Raw genomic sequence first — 17,648 nt, 5'->3', positions numbered from 1 at the left:
ACCCGGGGCGGTTCCACGGTCCCCGGTCGGGCAGGAGAGCTAGCCGATGGGGGCTTCCTCGGGACACCCGGGACCGCTGAGGTAGGTCACGCCCTGGAGTTCGCCGTCGAGCCGGTGGGGAGGGGGTGGGGGATCAGGACTCCGGCTGCTGGGGCTCCGGCTGCTGCGGCGACGACTCCGGCTGCTGCGCCCACCAGACCAGCAGCTCCTCGCGGGCCGCGTCCTCGCCCAGCGGACCGCGCTCCATGCGCAGGCCCAGCAGGTGCTGGTACGCCCGGCCGACCGTGCGCGAGGGCCCGATCCCCAGCACCTCCATGATCGCCGTGCCGTCCAGGTCGGGGCGGATGGAGTCCAGCTCCTCCTGCTCGCGCAGCCGCGCGATGCGCGCCTCCAGGTCGTCGTACGCGGCGGCCAGCCGGTTCGCCTTGCGCTGGTTGCGGGTCGTGCAGTCGCTGCGGGTCAGCTTGTGCAGGCGCGGCAGCAGCGGGCCGGCGTCGGTGACGTACCGGCGCACCGCCGAGTCCGTCCACTCCCCGTCGCCGTAGCCGTGGAAGCGCAGGTGCAGCTCCGTCAGCCGCGCCGCCGCCTTCACCGTGTCGTTGTCGAAGCGCAGCGCCTTCAGCCGCTTGGCCACCATCTTCGCGCCCACCACCTCGTGGTGGTGGAAGCTCACGCCGCCGCCCTCCTCGAACCTCCGCGTCCGCGGCTTGCCGACGTCGTGCAGCAGCGCCGACAGGCGCAGCAGCAGGTCCGGGCCCGGCACGTCCCCGTCCGGGCCGTCCTCGCGGTCGATCGCCTGCTGCAGCACCGTCAGCGAGTGCTCGTACACGTCCTTGTGGCGGTGGTGCTCGTCGATCTCCAGGCGCAGCGCCGGCAGCTCCGGCAGCACGTGGTCGGCCAGGCCCGTGTCCACCAGCAGCCGCAGCCCCGCCACCGGGTCCACCGCCAGCAGCAGCTTCTCCAGCTCCGTGCGCACCCGCTCCGCCGACACGATGGTGATCCGCCCGGCCATCGCCGTCATCGCCGCCAGCACGTCCGGCGCCACCCGCAGGCGCAGCTGCGCCGCGAACCGCGCCGCCCGCATCATCCGCAGCGGGTCGTCGGAGAAGGACTGCTCGGCCGTCACCGGGGTGCGCAGCACGCCCGCCGCCAGGTCCGTCAGCCCGTCGTGCGGGTCCGCGAAGTCCAGCGACGGCAGCCGCAGCGCCATCGCGTTCACCGTGAAGTCGCGCCGCGACAGGTCGCCCACGAGGTCGTCGCCGTAGGAGACCTCCGGCTTGCGCGAGTCCGGGTCGTAGCTCTCCGAGCGGTACGTCGTCACCTCCACCACGACGTCCACCCCGCCGGAGCGCTTGCGCGCGCCGATCGTGCCGAACTCGCGGCCCACCTCCCAGAACGCGTCGCCCCAGCGCTTGAGGATCGCGACCGTGTCGTCGGGGCGCGCGTCCGTGGTGAAGTCCAGGTCCGCCGAGCGCCGGCCCAGGAAGGCGTCGCGCACCGGACCGCCCACCAGGGACAGCTCGTGGCCGGCCTGCTCGAAGCGCCGGCCCAGGTCCACCAGCACCGGCATCACCGGCTCCAGCGCCCGCACCGCGCGCCCGCGCGCCTCGTCCAGAGCGCGCTCCAGCGCCTCGTCCGGTCCGTCGTGTCCCTCGGGGTGCAGCACGGGGTCCAAGGGTGCCAGAGGTGGACCACCTCCCTGGCTACAGTGAGCCGATGGTCAGACCTGCCCGGGAGCCGCGCCGCCGGCTGCCCACCGTGCAGGAGACCTCCTCCGGCGGGCTCGTCGTCGACGTCAGCACCGGCGAGCCGCGCGCCGCGGTCATCTGCCGCCTCAACCGGGCCGGGCGCCTGGAGTGGTGCCTGCCCAAGGGCCACCCCGAGGGCACCGAGACCCTCGAGGAGACCGCGGTGCGCGAGATCGAGGAGGAGACCGGCATCCGCGGCGTCGTCGTGGAGGCCCTCGGCAGCATCGACTACTGGTTCTCCGCCGACGGGCGGCGCATCCACAAGGTCGTGCACCTGTTCCTGCTCAAGGCCGTCAGCGGGCACCTCACCGTCGAGAACGACCCCGACGCCGAGGCCGTCGACGTGGCCTGGGTGCCGTTCCGCGAGCTCGACGCGCGCCTGGCCTTCCCCAACGAGCGCCGGGCAGTGGAGGCGGCGCTGCTGCGGCTCGGCGAGCTGGCGTGACCCCCACCACCGTGACCACCGCGACCGCCACCGCCCGCCCGCGCCGGCGCGACGTGCTCGCCGGGCTGGCCGGTGCCGCGGCGCTCGCCGGGGCCGCCCCGGCGCGCGCGGCCGAGACCACGCCCACCGCGACCGCGACCGCCGCGGACGACGCCCTGCCGCTGCGGGTCACCGTGCTGGACGTGACCCCCACCACGTACGCCGCCGACGACCCCGCCCGCTCCCTCGTCACGGTGCGCGCCGGCGTCGTCAACGACGGCGAGCAGGCGCTGGAGGGGCTGCGGGCGCACCTGGTCGCGCAGCGCTCCCCCGTCGTGGCGCGCTACTCCCTAGACCGCTGGGAGAGCGCCGACGCCGATGCCTCCCTGGGCCGCACCACCGTCGCCTCCGACCCCGTCGACGTCGCCGCCGGGCCGCTGGCCCCCGGCGGCCGGGCGGAGGTCGTCCTGATCCTGCAGGCCGCGGAGCTGGGCACCGGGCAGGGCGCGCACCCGGCCGCCGTGGAGGTGCTGGACGCCTCCGGCGAGCGCGTCGGGCTGGTGCGCACCTTCCTGGTCTCCAGCGTGCCCGAGGGGGTCCGCACGACCCTGCTGACGCTGCTGCTGCCCCTGGTGGCGGGGCGCACCCGTGAGGCCGCCGGGCTGGCCGCGGAGGTCGACGGGCGGCTGGGGCGGTTGCTGGACGCCTCCAGCGACTCCCGCACCTCCTGGGCGGTGGACCCCGCCGTCCTCGCCACCGTCCTGCCCGCCGTCGCCGCGGCCGGCGAGGAGGGCGCCGGGCAGCCCGACGACCCCGCCACCGACCCGTCCGCGGAGGCCGCCGGGTCGGCGGCAGCGACCCTGCCCGCAGGCACCGACGACCCCGCCGCGGTGGTCGCGACCCTGACCGCCTGGCGCGAGCGGCTCGCCGCCGCCGCGCAGGGACGCTGCCTGGTCGCCCTGCCGCACGGCGACCCGGACCTGGCCTCGCTGAGCGCCGCACCCGAGGGCGCCGGGTTGCTGACGGCCGCGCAGGCCGCCGGCGCCGACGTGGCCGCGGCCCTGAGCGGTGCGGCCACCGTCCTGACGGACGTGGCGTGGCCCGCCGACGAGACCGCCGACGCCGAGGCGCTGTCCCTGGCCGCACGGGCGGGCGCCACCGCCGTCGTCCTGGACGACGAGACCCTCACCACCGGCGACGACCTCACCTACACCCCCACCGGGCGCGCGGTGGTCGACACCGGCAGCGGGACCGGTGACGGCGCCCTGGCCGTGCTCGTCGCCGACAGCGCCCTGTCCGCGCTGCTGGTGCGCACCGCCGGCGCGGCCGTCGAGGAGTCCGGGGACGGGGCCGCGGAGGAGGGGGCCACCGGGGAGCAGAGCCCCGCGGCCCTCGTGCAGCGGGTCCTGGCCGAGATCGCCACGATCACGCTGCAGCGGCCCAGCGACCCGCGCAGCCTCCTCGTCGCGGCCCCCCGCACCCTGGACCCGCGCCCGGCCGCCGTGCAGCGCCTCGTCACCGCGGTGGAGACCTCCGGGTGGGCGTCGTGGCAGCCGCTGACGGACCTGCTGGCCACCCCCGTGCCGGACGTGGAGCGCAGCGAGGTGCCCGTGCCGGCGACGACGTCGCGGCGGGCGGTCCTGCCGGTGGTGCACGTCGCCGCCGTGGACGCCGCCGTGGCCACGCTCGCGGAGCTGAGCAGCGCCCTGGAGGGCGCGGCCACCGCCGCCGGGGCCGTGCAGCGCTCGGCGCTGATGCTGCTGGCGGCCTCCTGGCGGGGGCACCTGACGGACGTGCGCGCCGGCCGCCGGGAGCTGGAGGAGGACGTCGCCGCGCTCCTGAGCGCGGTGCACGTGCTGCCCGGCAGCGTGCTCAACCTCGCCGCCACCCGCACCGAGCTGCCCGTCACCGTGGTCAACGAGCTGTCGGCACCGGTGCGGGTGGAGCTGGTGCTGCGCCCGCGCAGCCCCCGCGTGCAGCTGACGCAGGTGCCCGTGCAGACGGTGCCGGCGCACGGTCAACTCCGGGTGGGCGTGCCGGTGCGGGCGCTGGCCAACGGCAGCGTCGTGGTGGAGGCCCGGCTGCGCACCCCCGACGGGTTGCAGCTGGGCGAGGCCGTGGAGCTGGACGTGAACGTGCGCGCCGACCTGGAGGGCTGGCTGACCGGTCTCGTCGGGGGCGGCGCGGCGGCGCTGCTGGCCACCGGCCTGGTGCGGGCGGTGCGCCGCGGGCGGCGCCGGGTGGACGCCGCCCCGCACGCCGACGTGGACGACGGCACGGACCACGGTGCGGACGGCGGCGGCACCGCCGGGCAGCGGGACGGGCAGCGCCCCTCAGCGCCGACCGGGCAGGGGTAGCCGGCGCAGCAGCGGGGCGGCCAGGTCGCTCAGCTCGCGCACCCGCATCACCCGGCACAGCGCGACGAACAGGCCCAGCAGCACCAGCCCGCCCACCACGACGACCGCGAGGGCCACGGCGCGCGAGTCGCCCAGCCGCGCGATCAGCACGGCCACCCCGTACGCGGCGCCGCCGGAGAGCGCGCCGACGACCAGCGCCCGCACGAGGGTGCGCAGCACGCGGTGGCCGTCGAGGCCGCCGCCGTCCAGGGAGCGCAGCCGGCGGCGCAGCAGCACCAGGCCCAGCACCACGCCCACCACGTTGGACAGGCTCATCGCCAGGGCGATGCCCAGCACCGTCCACCGCGGCGGCAGCAGCAGCCAGCAGGCGAGGTCCCCGGCGGCCATGACGGCCGCGACGACGGCGGAGACGGTGAACGGGGTGCGGGCGTCCTCGTAGGCGTAGAACACGCGCTGCACCAGGTACGTCACGCTGAACGGCACCAGCCCCAGGGCCATCGCGGCGGCCACTCGGCCCACGAAGAAGCCGTCGCCGCCGAACAGGGCGATGCCGATCCACGGCCCCAGCGCGACGAGCGCGGCGGTGGCGAGCACCCCGGCGACCAGCACGGTGCGCGCCCCGGAGGAGAAGTCGCGCCGCACCGCGGCGGTGTCGCCGCCCGCGGCGGCGGAGCTGATCCGGGTGAACAGCGCCGTCACCAGCGAGACCGCCACCAGCGAGTGCGGCAGCATGAACAGCAGGTAGGCCGGCGTGTAGGTGGCGTTGGTGGCGCCCTCCAGGTCGTTCACCGTCAGGTACTCGCCGGCGTCCGTCGCGATCTGCGTGGTGAACACGAACACCAGCTGGCCGACCACGACGCCCGCGAACGTCCACCCGGCGACGCGGCCGGCGGTGCCCAGGCCGGAACCGCGCACGCCCCAGCGCGGCCGGTACCGGAACCCGGAGCGGTGCAGCGGCCACAGCAGGACCAGCGCCTGCGCCACGATGCCCAGGGTGGCGCCGCCGGCGAGCACGGCGATCGAGGTGGCGTCGAAGTCCCCGGCGGACCACTCCTTCGCTCCCGGGGCGACGAGCGCGAAGACCAGCAGCGAGGCGATCGCGACGACGTTGTTGACGACCGGCGCCCACATGTACGGCCCGAAGCTGCCCTTGGCGTTGAGCACCTGCCCCAGCACCGTGAACAGGCCGTAGAAGAAGACCTGCGGCAGGCACCAGAACGCCATGAGCGTGGCCAGCGCCGTCCACTCCGCCTGCCAGGACGGCGCGTACCCGCGCACGACCAGCGGCGCGGCCAGCGTCAGCAGCACGGTGGCGCCCGCCATGACGGCCAGGGCGAGCGTGATGAGCCGGTTGACGTAGTCCTCACCGCCGTCGGGGCGCTTCAGGGCCCGCACGATCTGCGGCACGAGGACCGCGTTGAGCACCCCGCCGGCCAGCAGCATGTAGAAGATGTTGGGCGCCTTGTTGGCGACGTCGAACGTCTGCGCGCCGACCTGCGTGCTGACGCCCAGGACCGCGCCCTGCACCGCGGTGCGCACGAACCCCAGCAACCGCGACACCAGCGTCCCGGACGCCATGAGGGCGCTGGAACGGGCCAGCGACTCCGTCGGCGTGTCGGGTGCCGGGGGCTCGGAGGGGGCGGCGGGCGCCGGGCGGCGTGTCGTGCTCACGCCCCGATGGTCGCCGATGCGCGGGCGGAGCGGGCACGCACCACCCGTCCGGGCGGTCCAGCCCGCCGGCCGCGGGGCCGATGGACCGGGTGTGCGAGGTGCGTGGGGTGGGGACGGGCGGCTGCGTCGGGGTGCCGCGGTGCTGCTGGGTGCGGCGCTGCTGCTGCCGTGCGCCCCGCTGACCGCGGCCGCCGAACCGTCCGCCCCCTCTCCCACCGCGACCGCGACCGCCGCCGCCACCGCCACGAGCAGCGCGGTGCTGCGCGAACAGGCCGCCCGGCTGCGCGAGCGGGTGGCCGCGCTGCGGCTGGAGGCGTCCGTGGCCACCGAGGAGTACGGCACCGCCGTGGAGGAGGGGCGCGCGGCCGTCCACGACGAGGTGGCCGCCCAGAGCGCCCTCGACCGCGCCACGGGAACCCGCAGCAGCACCGCCGCGGACGCCGTCCGGCGGGTGCGGTCGCTGTACATCGACGGCGCCGCCGGGCAGCTGTCCCTCGCCCAGCGGGTCTCCGGCGCGCTCGCCACCGGCTCCCTCGACGGCCTGCACGCCGCGGCCGCCGCCGACCGCGCCGCGCGCGCCGCCCGCACCGCCGACGTCGCCGCCGTCGCCGAGGCCGCCGACCGCCTGGAGCAGGTGCGCGCCGCCAGGACCACCGCGCGCTCCGCCGCCGCCGCGGCCCGCGACCGCGTGCAGGCCGCGCTCGCCGAGCAGGAGCGCCTGCTCGCCGGCGCCGACGCGGCCGTCGTCAGCGCCGTGGCCGCCGAGGAGGAGCGGGCGCGCGCCGAGGCGCTGGCCGCCGCGGCGGCCACCGCCGCCCGCGCCGGGGTCGCCGACGCCGCGACCGCGAGCAGCACGACGGGCGCCGCGACGGGCACGAGCACCCGGGTGGCCGACGCCGTCACCACCGGGGCCGCCGCGGCGACCACCGGCGACGCGGCGCAGGACGCCGTCGCCGCCGCCCGCACCCGACTGGGCCTGCCCTACGCGTGGGGCGCCACCGGCCCCGGCAGCTTCGACTGCTCCGGCCTGACGCAGTGGGCCTACCGGCAGACCGGCACCGCGATCCCCCGCACCTCGCGCCAGCAGTACGCCGCGCTGCCGAAGGTGCCGCTGGACGCGCTGCTGCCCGGCGACCTCGTCTTCTACGCCAGCGGCAGCTCCCCCTCGAGCATCCACCACGTCGCGCTGTACCTGGGGGGCGGCAGGGTGCTGCACGCCCCGCACAGCGGCGACGTCGTGCGCGAGGCCGGCGTCGCCATGCCGGGCCTGTACGGCGCGGTCCGCCCGGTGGCGGGCTGAGCCGCCCTAGCATGGGGCCCGGCCCGCGCTCGCGGGCCCGCTGGCGCACGCGCGGTGCGCCCGGGACCCGGGGGGAACACTGGACGGCGTCGGCCGCAGCAGCATCGCGGACCGGTACGTGCTGCACCGCGAGCTGCCCGCCACCTCCCCCAGCACCGACCACCTCGGCTGGGACACCACGCTGGACCGGTGGGTGCGGGTGCGCACCCTGGACGCCGGCGACCCGCGCGCCGCGGAGTTCCTCGACGCCGGCCGGCGCGCCGCCACCCTGACCGACCCGCACGTGCCGCGCGTCCTGGACGCCGGCACCGACCTGCACGAGGCGGCCTCGGGGGAACGGCGGGCCCTGGCGTTCGTCGTGGAGGAGGCCGTCGAGGGCTGGACGATGGGCGACCTGCTGCGCGAGGGCACGCTGAGCCCGGCCGCGGTGCGCGGGCTCGTGGGGGAGGCCGCGTCCACGCTGGACGCCGCCGCCCGCCGCGGCCTGCACCACACCCGCCTGACGCCGGAGTCCGTGGTCCTGGGCCCGGACGCGGTGGTGCGGGTGCTCGGCGTGGGCGTGGAGGCCGCGCTGGAGGAGGATCCGCCGGCGGTGTCCCCCAGCCGCGCGGCGGCGCTGGCCAACCGCGCCGACGCCGTCGGCCTGGTCGCGCTCGTGCACGCCGGCCTGACCGGGACCTGGCCGGTGCTCGAGGAGCTGCCCGCGGCGCCCGGGCTGCCGCCGGCGCCCGCCGTCGACGGCGTCCCGGTGCCGCCGAAGGAGCTGCGGCCGGACGCCCCCAACGACCTGGACACCCTGTGCGCGGTGACGTTCGGCCCGCACCAGGACGGCCCGCGCGAGCCGGCGGAGCTGGCCCTGCAGCTCGCGCCGTGGTCGCTGGACGACCTGGGCGACGCGCTGCGCCGGATGCGCGGGGAGCTGGCCGCGGCGGAGTTCCGCGGTCGGCTGCTCAACCGCGACGAGGTGGTCCCCGACGAGGAGCCGCCGGTGCCGTTCACCCGGCCGCGCTCCACGGCGCGCCCGCAGCGGGAGGACTCCCGCCTGGTGATCGCGCTGGTGGCCGGGGTGGTGCTGGCCGGTCTCGTCCTGGCGCTGTGGCAGCTGCGCGGGCTGAGCCCGGACGACGACGGTCCCGCGTCGCCCGCGGTGGCCACCTCCACGGCCGCCTCCCCCCCGGCCGCGACGAGCGCCCCCGCCCCCGCTCCCGCCCCGCCGCCGGCGGCGCCGGCACCGCTGCCGGTGGCGGCGGTCACCGCGGTGGACCCCCTCGGCGACGGCGAGGAGGGCACCGCCCCCGAACGGGTCACCGACGGCGACCCCGCCACGGCCTGGGACAGCGAGCGCTACGACACCGCCGACTTCGGCGGCCTGAAGGACGGCGTGGGGCTGCTGCTGGACCTGGGCGCCGAGGTGGACGTGACGTCCGTGCAGCTCACCGCCGGCGGCGAGGGCGGCACCGTGGAACTGCGCACCACCCCGGGCGGCGAGGACCCCCTGGCGGGTTCCGCGGTCGTGGCGCAGGCCCCCGCCGGCGGGGCGCAGACCCTCGCCCCGCCCGAGCCGGTGCGCGCCGGGCAGCTGCTGCTGTGGTTCACGCAGGCCCCCACCACCGACGGGGAGTTCCGCGTCTCCGTCGGCGACGTGCAGGTGCTGGGGACGCCCGCGGCGTCGTGAGCGAGGCACCCCGCGACCCGCGCACGGACGCCGAGCTGATCGCCGCCCACGTCGCCGGCGACCCCGACGCGTTCGGGGAGGTCGTGCGCCGCCACCGCGACCGGCTGTGGGCGGTGGCGCTGCGCACCACGGGCGACCGCGAGGAGGCCGCCGACGCCGTGCAGGACGCCCTGGTGTCCGCGCTGCGGGGCGCCGGCCGCTTCCGCGGCGACTCCGCGGTCACCACGTGGCTGCACCGCATCGTCGTCAACGCCTGCCTGGACCGCGCCCGCCGCCGCGCCGCCCGCCCCGCCCGGCCGCTGGAGGAGGAGACCGGCCCGGACGGCGGTTCCACCCGCACCGGCGCGGCCCTCGCCGTGTCCGCCGACGGCACCGGCGCCGTGGAGGCCCGCCTGGACGTGACGCGGGCCCTGGCGCTGCTGCCGGAGGCGCAGCGCACGGCGCTGGTGCTGGTCGACATGTACGACGTGCCGGTGGCCGAGGCCGCGCAGGTCCTCGACGTCGCCGTCGGCACGGTGAAGTCGCGCTGCTCCCGGGGGCGCACCGCGCTGGCGGCGCTGCTGCGCGGCGCGGCGCCGGGCGGGAACCCGTGAGGGCCGCCGCGCGTCACAGCGGGGGCCCGGTGGACGGGCCGGTGGGGGAACGCGCGGGAGGTGCGGGGTGACGGGGTCCGGGGACCCGGTGGGCGGCGAGCCGCTGCCGCCGGAGGAGGCGCGCGTGCGCGAGCTGCTGCGCGCCGCGGCGGACACCGCAGGTCCGATGCCCGCCGACGTGGTCGCCCGCGTCGACGCCGCGCTGGCCCGCGCCCGCGAGGACCAGGACGCGCACGAGCCGGGCGCCCGGGTCGCCTCGCTGGCCGGGCACCGCCGCTCGCGCGGGCTGCGCTGGCGCCGCGCCCTCGCGGCGGGCGCCGCCGCCGGTGTGGTCGCCGTCGGGGTCGGCGTGACGGCCCAGCTCGACGCCGGCAGCGGCGAGAGCTCCAGCACGTCCGCGGGCGGCGCCGCCGACACGGGCAGCGCCGCGGCCGCGGGGGACACCGGCACGGGAGCCACCGCCGCCGGAGCGGCCGTGCCCGTGCTGCGCAGCAGCACCGACTACGCCGCCGACGCGGCCGTGGCCGCCGCCGGGACGTCCCTGCTCGCGGCACCGGCCGACGGCGGCTCCGCGGCCGGCCGGCCGGCTCCCGACGCGCTGCCCGGCATCGACGCCGAGCGCGACCTGAAGTCCTCGGCGGTGCCGCTGACCGGCACCCCGGACGAGGCGCAGCGCCCCGCCGCCGAGCAGGCCCTGGCGTGCGCGCGGGCCACCGGTGTGGACGCCGCCTCGGTCGCCGCCGTGCAGATCGCCGCCTGGCGCTCCGAACCCGCCGCCCTCGTCGTGGAGCGGCCCGCGCAGGGCCGGGCCGGGCAGGTCGTCGTGGTCGCCCTCGACTGCGTGCCCGGCGAGGAGCCCCTGAACCGCGTGGAGCTGCCCGCCCCGGGCACGCCCTGAGCGCTGCGGGGAGGGGGGCGCGCAGGGGAACAGCACCGCCCTACGATCGGTTGAGGCCAGCACGCGACCGGCGTCCCGGTCGCGCCCCGGATCGAAGGAAGCAGGTTCCCCCGTGAGCCCCTCGGTGGACGTCGTCCGCAACGTCATCGTCATCGGTTCCGGTCCTGCCGGGTACACCGCGGCCCTCTACGCGGCGCGCGCCGAGCTGGCGCCCCTGGTGTTCGAGGGCTCCGTCACCGCCGGCGGTGCGCTGATGAACACCACCGAGGTCGACAACTTCCCCGGCTTCCCCGAGGGGATCATGGGGCCGGACCTCATGGACAACATGCGCGCCCAGGCGGAGCGCTTCGGCGCGGAGCTGGTCACCGACGACGTGGTGGACGTGCGCCTGTCCGGCGAGGTCAAGGAGGTCGTCACCGGCAGCGGGCAGACGTTCCGCACCCACGCCGTGATCCTCGCCCTGGGGTCCGCGTACCGGGAGCTCGGCCTGCCCGACGAGAAGCGCCTGTCCGGCCGGGGCGTGAGCTGGTGCGCCACCTGCGACGGCTTCTTCTTCCGCGACCAGGACATCGCGGTCGTCGGTGGCGGTGACTCCGCCGTGGAGGAGGCCACGTTCCTGACGCGCTTCGCGCGCAGCGTGACGATCGTGCACCGCCGCGACGAGCTGCGCGCCTCGAAGATCATGGTCCGCCGCGCCCAGGAGGACCCCAAGATCCGCTTCGCGTGGAACTCCGAGGTCGCCGCGATCCACGGCGAGGACAAGGTCAGCGGCCTGACGCTTCGCGACACCGTCACCGGTGCCGAGCGCGACCTGCCGGTCACCGGCCTGTTCATCGCCATCGGCCACGAGCCGCGCACCGCGCTCGTCAAGGGTCAGGTGGACCTCGACGAGAACGGCTTCGTGCTCGTGGAGGGCCGCAGCACGAAGACGAACGTGCCGGGCGTGTTCGCCGCCGGCGACGTCGTGGACCACACCTACATGCAGGCCATCACCGCCGCCGGCATGGGCTGCTCCGCGGCCCTGGACGCCGAGCGGTACCTCGCGGCCCGCGGCGACGTCGAGCAGCACGTCGACCCGCCCCGCGAGGAGACCGAGGTGCCGATCGCGGCGTCCGCCGGCACCGTCGAGCGCCCGCAGCCGCGCGCGCGCTGACCCCCACCCCTGCGAGAACGAGGAGGCTCCCCGTGAGCGCCACCACCGCCGTCACCGACGACACCTTCGAGGCCGAGGTCCTGAACTCCGACAAGCCCGTGCTGGTGGACTTCTGGGCGCCGTGGTGCGGCCCGTGCCGCCGGGTCGCGCCCGTCCTGGAGGAGATCGCCGCCGAGCACGGCGACAAGATCACCATCGTGAAGCTCAACACCGACGAGAACCCCCGCACCGCTGCGAAGTACGGCGTGACGTCCATCCCCCTGATGAACGTCTACTCCGGCGGCGAGGTCGTCAAGAGCATCCTCGGTGCGCGGCCGAAGCCGGACATCCTGGCCGAGCTGTCCGACGTCATCGGCTGAGCAGGACGTCCCCGGAGCCCCGGCACCGCCTCCGCGGTGCCGGGGCTCGTTCGCGCTCACCGCGTCCCGCGGTGCTCGCGCCGGGCCGGGAGCCCTCAGGCGGACAGCGGCTGCCGGGGCTGCTCCACCTCCGCCCGGGGTGCACGGCGCGGCCGGGGCAGCCGCAGCACGGGGGGTGCGGGGTGCACGGCCGGAGCGCCGACCGCACGTGCGCGGCCGCGCAGGCGCGCGCACCGCAGTCCGACCCACGCCGCCAGGTGGACCGCACCCGCCAGGCCCAGCCCCGTGAGCGCGACGACCAGCACCGCGACGAGGCACAGGGCCACGGCACCGGCCGCCACGGCGGCGATCGTCAGCGAGGCGGCCAGGACCACGCCGGCCGCCGGCACGTCGAACACGAGAACCTCCTCGAGAACGTCACCGGTGGGACGCACCTCCACGACGCACCGGTGCGTGAGCGGGCCCGGGGGACCGGTCGCCGGCGCGCGGCGCGGGACGCCGCGGAGGGTGCTCGAGGCGGAGCGTAGGCCGTTCCCGCGCGAGCGCCACCCGGGCCCGCGCGGCGGGGCGGCGGGGCCCGACGGAGGCCCTCAGCCGTGCGCGATGCCGCTGAGCACCGGCACCCGCACGCTGCCCAGCAGCCGCTCCAGCGCCGCCTCGACGTCCTCGCGCCAGCTGATGGCGTTCTTCAGCTCCAGCCGCAGCCGCGGGTAGCGGTGGTGCGGCCGGACCACGGTGAAGCCCACCGACTCCAGCAGGTGCACGGGCAGCACGCACGGCTCGGACGTGTCGTGCGCGCAGCGCTCGTCGCCGTCGCCGCCCGGCACGAGGTGGGTGCCGCCGAACGCCTCCACGGCCTTGACGCCGCGCTGGGTGAGGTCCTTGGCCGCGCCCTGCAGCAGCATCCGCGCCAGGCCCTGCCCGCGGAAGGCCGGGTCGATCCAGCCCGTCGTCAGCAGCACCGCGTCCCCGCTCACCGGGGACGTCGCGAAACCCGTCTGCCGGGGCACGTACGACGGGGGCGCGTACATCACGAACCCCACCGCCTGCTCGTCGACGTGCACGAGACGACCGCACGGGCCCCACTGCAGCAGCACCGAGGAGATCCACGCCTCCTTCTCGAAGTCCGGGTAGCCGGCCTCCTCGGCGCGCTGGGCGGCCACGGCGTCCAGCTCCCAGAACACGCACCGGCGCGCCGCCTTCGGCAGGTCGGCGACCGTGTCGAGCGTCAACGGCGCCATGCGGCGACCCACCGGGGCGACCCCCTCTGTTCTCCCTGCGCGTCCTGGGCATCCTAGGTGGCGGCTCCACCCGGCGCGACGAGCGCGCCGGCCGCACCGGGTGGGCCGAGCGGTGGGGGTCGGGGAGGCACCGCTCCCCGACCCCCACGGGCGTCAGGACGCCCGGGGAGCGTCCAGCAGTCGCAGGATGCGGTCCAGGTCCTCCAGGCCCGCGAAATCGACCGTGAGGCGCCCCCGCGTGCGTCCCACGCTGATGCGGACGCGGGTGTCCAGCCGGTCGGCGAGCTGGGCGGCGCGCGCCTCGATCTCCGGGCGCGGCTCGGCCGGGTTGCGCCGGCGCGGCGCGGCGTCGGCGTCGCCCACGGCGATGATCTCCTCCACCGCCCGCACGGACAGCCCCTCCGCGACGATGCGCTGGGCGAGGCGCTCCATGGCCCCGCCGTCCTCCAGGGCGAGCAGCGCCCGGGCGTGCCCCGCGCTGAGCACACCGGCGGCGACGCGGCGCTGCACCAGCGGGGGCAGCTTCATCAGGCGCAGCGTGTTGCTGATCTGGGGACGGGAGCGGCCGATGCGGGAAGCCAGTTCCTCGTGGGTGCAGCCGAAGTCCTCCAGCAGCTGCTGGTACGCCGCGGCCTCCTCCAGCGGGTTCAGCTGGCTGCGGTGCAGGTTCTCCAGCAGGGCGTCGCGCAGCAGGTCGTCGTCGGCGGTGTCGCGGACGATCGCCGGGATCGCGTTCAACCCGGCTTCGGTGGCTGCACGCCAGCGCCGCTCGCCCATGACGAGCTCGAAGCGCGGCGAGCCGTCGCCCGCGGCGTCGATCGGACGCACGACGACCGGCTGGAGGACGCCGATCTCGCTGATGGAGTGCACCAGCTCGGCCAGCTCGTCCTCGTCGAAGACGGTGCGGGGCTGACGCGGGTTCGGCGTGATGGCACCGATCGGCACCTCGGCGAAGCGGGCCCCCGGCACGGGGAGCAGGCCGTCCACGGAACCCTCCGTGGACTCGTCCGCTGGCTCGGTCGCCGACTGGACCGTGGTGGTGCTGGGTGCTGAGTCCGCCGGGTCGTCCGCGGGCGGGTCCACCGGCGCCGCGGAGGGGTCCTGGTCGGGCCCGACCACCTCGTTCGGCTGCGGGGTGTCGCCGGACCCGGTCCCCTCGTCGCCGAACGGTGCCCCGGCGGCGTCCGCTGCCGCCTCCTCCTCGACGGGGGCGACCGCGGTGGCTGCGCGCGCCTCCTCGACAGGGGTCTCGACGGGTGCCTCGACGGGCACGACCGGCTCAGCGGCCTCCTCGGCCGGGCGGGGCAGTCGCGCCGTCGTCTGGTCGAAGAAGAGGTCCACCGGCCGCGCGCCGGGGCGCATCACGGGTGGCGGTGCCGCTGCCCCGCCCCGGGCCGCTGACGGTGCGGTCGCACCGTTGGGGATGAGCGCGCCCAGACCACGTCCGAGCCCACGCCGCTTCTCGCTCACGCTCCACCCTCCTTCGACGCGACACCGCGCCGGCTCCCTGTTCCGTCCGTCCACCGCGACCACGGGTCGCTCGCCGGCGGTGGCGCGACGGCGGCGACGCCCTGCTCCCCGTCCGACACCGCGTCCAGCGTCTCGCCCCGGTGGGCGATCTCCCTGGCGGCTTCCAGGTACGCCAGCGCCCCGGAGGACGACGGGTCGTACGTCATGACCGTCTGGCCGTGACTGGGTGCCTCCGAGATGCGCACCGAGCGCGGAACGAGGGCCCGCAGCACCTGACCGCCGAAGTGCTGACGCACCTCGTCCACCACCTGCGCCGCCAGGCGCGTGCGGCCGTCGTACATGGTGAGCAGGATCGTGGAGACCGTCAGGTCCGGGTTGAGGTGCTCCTGGATCAGCTCGATGTTCGCCAGCAGCTGGCTCAGGCCCTCGAGCGCGTAGTACTCGCACTGGATGGGGATGAGCACCTCGGGGGCGGCCACGAACGCGTTGATGGTGAGCAGACCCAGGCTGGGCGGGCAGTCGATGAGGACGTAGTCCACCCGCCCCTCGCCGCTGCGCTCGAGGGTCTTGAGGTACTTGGTCAACGCCCGCTGGAGCCGGGACTCCCGCGCCACCATGGACACAAGCTCGATCTCCGCGCCGGCCAGGTCGACGGTCGCAGGAGCGCACCACAGGTCCGGGGCCTCGTCGCAGCGCTGCACCACCTCGGCCAGCGCCTTGCCCTCCACGAGGACCTCGTAGACACCGGGCACCTCCGCGTGGTGCTCGATGCCCAGAGCCGTGGAGGCGTTGCCCTGCGGGTCCAGGTCGAGCACGAGGACCTTCAGGCCCGCGGCGGAGAGGGCCGACGCCAGGTTGACCGCGGTCGTCGTCTTGCCGACCCCACCCTTCTGGTTCGCGATGGTGAGGATCCGGGTCTCAGCCGGCCGTGGGAAGCGCTCCTGCACGAAGGGGCGCACCGTTTCACGTGGAACAGCGGGGACGGCGAAGCCCTCAGGCTCTCCGGGGGCGTCGACCGCTCCCGTTTCCCGTCCCTCGGTGCTCGTTTCACGTGAAACGGCCTCATCGACCGCGGGAGCCTCCACGGCGACGGAGGAGGGGGCTGGGGGGGCGGCGCCTTCCTCCCCCGCAGCGGTTCGGGGAGCGGGGGGCGTGGCCTCGGGGGCCGCGGCCGGCATCGACGGTGAAGCTGCGACGGCGAGGTCTGTGGTTTCACGTGGAACATGAGGGGCGTTCGCCTGCTCGGCGCGCCCCAGCCACCCGAGTCCTCGCGACGAGGCCGACCGCAGCGTCCCGAACCATCCCAAGTGCGTCACGCCTTCTTCCTTCCAGAGGTTCGTGACGTCCGCTGACGCCGATTGCCAGGGGTCTTGCCGGTCCCGGACTGCACTGGACGCCGACGCAGTGGACCGTTGCCCCGCGCGACTCGGACGACCGTGGTGCCCTCGTCCCCGGCCGGGCCGCAGTGCACGACCTCGGGTGCACTGTCGATGCCGAGTTCAGCCAGGACCGTGGATGCAGCGGCGACCTCTTCCGCCGCGCTGCGGCCCTTGATGGCCAGCAGGTACCCGCCCTGCCGGCACAGCGGGAGGGTCCAGCCGTAGAGGGTCGCCAGCGGTGCGACGGCTCGGGCCGTCACCACGTCGCCGGAGAACTCGCCGGTGACGTCCTCCGCTCGACCTCGGGCCACCGCGACCCGGTCCCCGAGGTCGACGCGGCTGATCGCCTCACGCAGGAAGGTGTAGCGGCGCTCAAGGGGCTCGATGAGTTGCACCCGGAGATCGGGGCGTGCCAGTGCGAGGGCGATGCCCGGCAGGCCCGCTCCCGAACCGACGTCCACGACGGTCCTGCCCTCCTCGATGAGGTCACCGAGGTAGGCGCAGTTGAGCAGGTGGCGATCCCACAGGCGAGGCACCTCGCGCGGGCCGATGAGGCCGCGCTCCACCCCCGCTGTGGCGAGGAAATCGTGGTAGGCGGTCACCGCGCTCAGCTGATCGCCGAACACGTCCGCAGCGGTCGGGGGAACGACGGAGGGCGGTAGCGTTTCACGTGAAACGCCACCGCCCTCGGGAACCTCGTCTAGCACCCGGCCACCCTATCCGCCGGGGAGCAGGAGCCGGGTCAGTCCGCGGACTCCTCAGCCGTGTCGGTGACCGTCTCGTCGGCAGCGTCTCCGGCCACGGGCAGGACGACGACCCGCCGCTGCGGCTCCTGACCCTCCGACTCGCTCGTCAGCCCCTGCGCGGAGACCGCGTCGTGGACGACCTTGCGCTCGAAGGCCGACATGGGCTCCAGCCGCTCCGCTTCGCCGTTGGCGCGGACCCGGGCGCAGACCTCCTCAGCCAGGGTGACCAGGGCGGTGCGCTTGTCCGCGCGGTACCCGGCGACGTCCAGCAGGAGCCGGGTGCGGTCACCGGTCTGCGCCTGCACCGCGAGGCGCGTCAGCTCCTGCAGCGCCTCCAGCACTTCGCCGTCAGCACCGACGAGGCGCTGGAGGGCAGGGGTGCCCGCCTCGTCAGCCACGATCGCCACCGAGGCCCGCCCGTTGTCGATGTCGATGTCGATGTCGCCGTCCAGGTCGGCGATGTCCAGCAGCTCCTCGAGGTAGTCGGCGGCGATGTCGCCCTCCTCCTCGAGCCGCTTGGCTGCGGTCCCGGGCCGCTGCGGTGCGGGGCGTCCAGCGGTGGTCGTCGCAGCGTCCTCGGCGTCCGTCTCCACCGCGCCGGTCGTGGCGTTCACCCGTGGTCCTCCTCGGTCGT

At 76.4% G+C, this 17,648-nt stretch carries 16 protein-coding genes; 8 read left to right on the top strand and 8 right to left on the bottom strand.

Annotated features, from left to right (window positions below; all coding sequences use genetic code 11):
- Positions 1 to 133: 133 nt before the first annotated feature.
- Positions 134 to 1,570 (bottom strand): CCA tRNA nucleotidyltransferase, encoded by a 1,437-nt coding sequence (locus tag ACRYM0_RS08485; protein ID WP_432504005.1) that lies wholly within the window; start codon positions 1,568 to 1,570, stop codon positions 134 to 136.
- Positions 1,571 to 1,716: 146 nt separating this feature from the next.
- Between ACRYM0_RS08485 and ACRYM0_RS08480 the strand changes: the two genes are divergently transcribed.
- Both ACRYM0_RS08480 and ACRYM0_RS08475 read left to right on the top strand, forming a co-directional pair.
- Complete coding sequence (locus ACRYM0_RS08480) at positions 1,717 to 2,193, top strand: NUDIX hydrolase (protein WP_432503999.1); 477 nt, start codon at positions 1,717 to 1,719, stop codon at positions 2,191 to 2,193.
- Complete coding sequence (locus tag ACRYM0_RS08475; RefSeq protein ID WP_432503997.1) at positions 2,190 to 4,529, top strand: DUF6049 family protein; 2,340 nt, start codon at positions 2,190 to 2,192, stop codon at positions 4,527 to 4,529. Before ACRYM0_RS08480 ends, ACRYM0_RS08475 begins: the two co-directional genes overlap by 4 nt.
- On the opposite strand, the gene murJ is transcribed toward ACRYM0_RS08475, so the two are convergent.
- On the bottom strand, positions 4,506 to 6,200 hold the full coding sequence (gene murJ / locus ACRYM0_RS08470; protein WP_432503995.1) for a murein biosynthesis integral membrane protein MurJ: 1,695 nt from the start codon (positions 6,198 to 6,200) through the stop codon (positions 4,506 to 4,508). The two genes, ACRYM0_RS08475 and murJ, sit on opposite strands and share 24 nt — an antisense overlap.
- Positions 6,201 to 6,339: 139 nt before the next feature.
- Between murJ and ACRYM0_RS08465 the strand changes: the two genes are divergently transcribed.
- The 6 genes from ACRYM0_RS08465 to trxA all read left to right on the top strand — a co-directional run bounded on the left by ACRYM0_RS08465 (position 6,340) and on the right by trxA (position 12,178).
- A complete protein-coding gene (locus tag ACRYM0_RS08465; protein WP_432503992.1) occupies positions 6,340 to 7,500 on the top strand; it encodes a C40 family peptidase in 1,161 nt (386 codons plus the stop codon).
- 118 nt (positions 7,501 to 7,618) lie between these two features.
- Positions 7,619 to 9,175 carry a protein kinase family protein gene (locus ACRYM0_RS08460; RefSeq protein WP_432503990.1) on the top strand — a complete coding sequence of 519 codons (1,557 nt, stop codon included), beginning with the start codon at positions 7,619 to 7,621 and terminating at the stop codon, positions 9,173 to 9,175.
- Entirely contained in the window at positions 9,172 to 9,768 is a 597-nt protein-coding gene (sigM, locus tag ACRYM0_RS08455) for an RNA polymerase sigma factor SigM (protein WP_432503988.1), read from the top strand. The genes ACRYM0_RS08460 and sigM overlap by 4 nt, the downstream gene beginning before the upstream one ends.
- Positions 9,769 to 9,835: 67 nt before the next feature.
- Positions 9,836 to 10,666: a hypothetical protein gene (locus ACRYM0_RS08450; RefSeq protein ID WP_432503986.1), complete on the top strand. Its 831-nt coding sequence runs from the start codon at positions 9,836 to 9,838 to the stop codon at positions 10,664 to 10,666.
- 112 nt (positions 10,667 to 10,778) lie between these two features.
- On the top strand, positions 10,779 to 11,819 hold the full coding sequence (gene trxB / locus ACRYM0_RS08445; protein WP_432503985.1) for a thioredoxin-disulfide reductase: 1,041 nt from the start codon (positions 10,779 to 10,781) through the stop codon (positions 11,817 to 11,819).
- A 32-nt stretch (positions 11,820 to 11,851) separates the two neighbouring features.
- Positions 11,852 to 12,178, top strand: a complete 327-nt coding sequence (gene trxA / locus ACRYM0_RS08440) for a thioredoxin (protein WP_242129965.1) — start codon at positions 11,852 to 11,854, stop codon at positions 12,176 to 12,178.
- A 95-nt stretch (positions 12,179 to 12,273) separates the two neighbouring features.
- On the opposite strand, the gene ACRYM0_RS08435 is transcribed toward trxA, so the two are convergent.
- The 6 genes from ACRYM0_RS08435 to ACRYM0_RS08410 form a co-directional block, all read right to left on the bottom strand.
- A complete protein-coding gene (locus ACRYM0_RS08435; protein WP_432503983.1) occupies positions 12,274 to 12,576 on the bottom strand; it encodes a hypothetical protein in 303 nt (100 codons plus the stop codon).
- Positions 12,577 to 12,768: 192 nt separating this feature from the next.
- The gene (locus tag ACRYM0_RS08430) at positions 12,769 to 13,431 is read right to left on the bottom strand and encodes a GNAT family N-acetyltransferase (RefSeq protein ID WP_432503980.1); all 663 of its coding nucleotides are present in this window, start codon (positions 13,429 to 13,431) and stop codon (positions 12,769 to 12,771) included.
- Positions 13,432 to 13,572: 141 nt separating this feature from the next.
- Positions 13,573 to 14,889 (bottom strand): ParB/RepB/Spo0J family partition protein, encoded by a 1,317-nt coding sequence (locus ACRYM0_RS08425; protein WP_432503978.1) that lies wholly within the window; start codon positions 14,887 to 14,889, stop codon positions 13,573 to 13,575.
- Positions 14,886 to 16,145 carry a ParA family protein gene (locus ACRYM0_RS08420; protein WP_432504003.1) on the bottom strand — a complete coding sequence of 420 codons (1,260 nt, stop codon included), beginning with the start codon at positions 16,143 to 16,145 and terminating at the stop codon, positions 14,886 to 14,888. The genes ACRYM0_RS08425 and ACRYM0_RS08420 overlap by 4 nt, the downstream gene beginning before the upstream one ends.
- Positions 16,146 to 16,201: 56 nt before the next feature.
- Positions 16,202 to 16,975, bottom strand: a complete 774-nt coding sequence (gene rsmG, locus ACRYM0_RS08415) for a 16S rRNA (guanine(527)-N(7))-methyltransferase RsmG (RefSeq protein ID WP_432503976.1) — start codon at positions 16,973 to 16,975, stop codon at positions 16,202 to 16,204.
- A 35-nt stretch (positions 16,976 to 17,010) separates the two neighbouring features.
- On the bottom strand, positions 17,011 to 17,628 hold the full coding sequence (locus tag ACRYM0_RS08410) for a Jag family protein (RefSeq protein WP_432503974.1): 618 nt from the start codon (positions 17,626 to 17,628) through the stop codon (positions 17,011 to 17,013).
- Positions 17,629 to 17,648 lie beyond the last annotated feature (20 nt).

This window comes from Kineococcus arenarius subsp. arenarius (genome assembly GCF_050871845.1).
Classification (GTDB): domain Bacteria; phylum Actinomycetota; class Actinomycetes; order Actinomycetales; family Kineococcaceae; genus Kineococcus.
The sequence above is the reverse complement of the archived record's forward strand: the minus strand, read 5'-3'. Positions and strand labels throughout refer to the sequence as shown.